This is a genomic window from Sulfitobacter sp. PR48, assembly GCF_028807335.1.
In the GTDB taxonomy this organism is placed as follows: Bacteria; Pseudomonadota; Alphaproteobacteria; order Rhodobacterales; family Rhodobacteraceae; genus Sulfitobacter.
Genome location: NZ_JARAMM010000056.1, coordinates 1 through 2,295 on the forward strand (window position 1 = coordinate 1; position 2,295 = coordinate 2,295).

General features: G+C 41.8%; 2 protein-coding genes and 2 pseudogenes. 2 read left to right on the forward strand and 2 right to left on the reverse strand.

Features of this window, described 5'->3' with window-relative positions; all coding sequences use genetic code 11:
* Nucleotides 1–300, reverse strand: a pseudogene (locus PVW51_RS24135) (membrane-bound PQQ-dependent dehydrogenase, glucose/quinate/shikimate family); the annotation flags it as partial.
* Here PVW51_RS24135 and PVW51_RS24140 point away from each other — a divergent pair.
* Nucleotides 301–1,122, forward strand: coding sequence for an IS5 family transposase (locus PVW51_RS24140; protein ID WP_443288762.1), 822 nt, complete (start codon nucleotides 301–303; stop codon nucleotides 1,120–1,122). It begins immediately after the preceding pseudogene.
* Nucleotides 1,123–1,170: 48 nt separating this feature from the next.
* On the opposite strand, the gene PVW51_RS24145 is transcribed toward PVW51_RS24140, so the two are convergent.
* The gene (locus tag PVW51_RS24145) at nucleotides 1,171–1,995 is read right to left on the reverse strand and encodes an IS5 family transposase (RefSeq protein WP_274578227.1); all 825 of its coding nucleotides are present in this window, start codon (nucleotides 1,993–1,995) and stop codon (nucleotides 1,171–1,173) included.
* Between PVW51_RS24145 and PVW51_RS24150 the strand changes: the two are divergent.
* Nucleotides 1,996–2,295: pseudogene (locus tag PVW51_RS24150) on the forward strand (membrane-bound PQQ-dependent dehydrogenase, glucose/quinate/shikimate family); the annotation flags it as partial.

The window sequence follows — 2,295 nt, forward strand, 5'->3', positions numbered from 1 at the left end:
GCTTGGCTGCATGGGTAAATCGAAGTCCCAAAGGTCATTATGAACGGTTTGATAAACCCACTTTTCTTTACCTGTGGTTGCATCTAAAGCCAAAACGGAAGAATTGTACTTATGGTCTACAGGCTGACGGTTTCCACCCCAGACATCAACCGACGAACTTCCCATCGGTAAAAATACTGTGTTCATTTGTGGGTCGTAGGACATTGCCGCCCAAGAGTTAGCTGAACTACGTTTATAGATTTCACCGGCTTTGTTGCACAAACCTATCTGTAAAGGCTTTTTTAGCGATATAATTTTCAAATGAAGAAGCCTACACACAAAATCTACCGCACAACCAATTGGCCCGCATATAACCGAGCACTCATGAGTCGCGGAAATATTGCCATTTGGTTTGATCCTGCTACGCAATGGTATGCGCCATCAAAAGGCAAACAAGGGCGAAATCAAACCTACTCCGACGCAGCCATCCAATGCTGCTTAATGATTAAATCCTTATTCCGTCTGTCTTTACGTATGGTCACTGGCTTTGTGCAAAGTCTGATTAAACTTTGCGGATTAAATTGGATAGCTCCAGATTACACCACGCTTTGTAGAAGACAAAAGCATATTGATATTGTAATCAGCTACCAAAAAAGTAGCGATGGGCTGCATCTACTCATGGACTCTACAGGCATGAAGTTTCTAGGTGAGGGCGAATGGAAACGCAAGAAACATGGACCTGAATATCGTCGCCAATGGCGTAAACTTCATATTGGTATAGATGCTAAAACCCTACAAATACGAGCAGTTCAGCTTACAACCAATAATGTCAGTGATTCACAGGTGCTTGGTGATTTACTTAATCAGATTCCACAAGATGAGCAGATTAACTGTGTTTATACCGATGGAGCTTATGACACCAAGCAATGCCGTCAGGTCATTGCAGATCGGCAAGGGCATGCGGTGATTCCACCTAGAAAAAATGCGAAACCATGGAAAGATACAAAGAGTAGCTCGCTAGAGCGAAATGAATTACTTCGAACAATTAAACGTTTAGGCAGGACACTATGGAAAAAATGGTCAGGCTATCATCGTCGAAGTTTGGTTGAAACGGCTTTGTTGCATAAATATGTAAGCATCTGATTTAAATAAATTTAATTTTGGATCAAAAAATAATCAAAACTTTTAAAATCATATAGTTATGAAATCTTTGTGCAACAAAGCCGTTTCAACCAAACTTCGCCGATGATAGCCTGACCATTTTTTCCATAGTGTCCTGCCTAAACGTTTAATTGTTCGAAGTAATTCATTTCGCTCTAGCGAGCTACTCTTTGTATCTTTCGATGGTTTCGCATTTTTTCTAGGTGGAATCACCGCATGCCCTTGCCGATCTGCAATGACCTGACGGCATTGCTTGGTGTCATAAGCTCCATCGGTATAAACAGAGTTAATCTGCTCATCTTGTGGAATCTGATTAAGTAAATCACCAAGCACCTGTGAATCACTGACATTATTGGTTGTAAGCTGAACTGCTCGTATTTGTAGGGTTTTAGCATCTATACCAATATGAAGTTTACGCCATTGGCGACGATATTCAGGTCCATGTTTCTTGCGTTTCCATTCGCCCTCACCTAGAAACTTCATGCCTGTAGAGTCCATGAGTAGATGCAGCCCATCGCTACTTTTTTGGTAGCTGATTACAATATCAATATGCTTTTGTCTTCTACAAAGCGTGGTGTAATCTGGAGCTATCCAATTTAATCCGCAAAGTTTAATCAGACTTTGCACAAAGCCAGTGACCATACGTAAAGACAGACGGAATAAGGATTTAATCATTAAGCAGCATTGGATGGCTGCGTCGGAGTAGGTTTGATTTCGCCCTTGTTTGCCTTTTGATGGCGCATACCATTGCGTAGCAGGATCAAACCAAATGGCAATATTTCCGCGACTCATGAGTGCTCGGTTATATGCGGGCCAATTGGTTGTGCGGTAGATTTTGTGTGTAGGCTTCTTCATTTGAAAATTATATCGCTAAAAAAGCCTTTACAGATAGGTTTGTGCAACAAAGCCGGTGAAATCTATAAACGTAGTTCAGCTAACTCTTGGGCGGCAATGTCCTACGACCCACAAATGAACACAGTATTTTTACCGATGGGAAGTTCGTCGGTTGATGTCTGGGGTGGAAACCGTCAGCCTGTAGACCATAAGTACAATTCTTCCGTTTTGGCTTTAGATGCAACCACAGGTAAAGAAAAGTGGGTTTATCAAACCGTTCATAATGACCTTTGGGACTTCGATTTACCCATGCAGCCAAGC

Bases quoted from the DNA above. Each gene is read 5' to 3' on its own strand.
- PVW51_RS24140 (WP_443288762.1), top strand. From the start codon at position 301: ATGAAGAAGCCTACACACAAAATCTACCGCACAACCAATTGGCCCGCA.
- PVW51_RS24145 (WP_274578227.1), bottom strand. From the start codon at position 1,995: ATGAAGAAGCCTACACACAAAATCTACCGCACAACCAATTGGCCCGCA.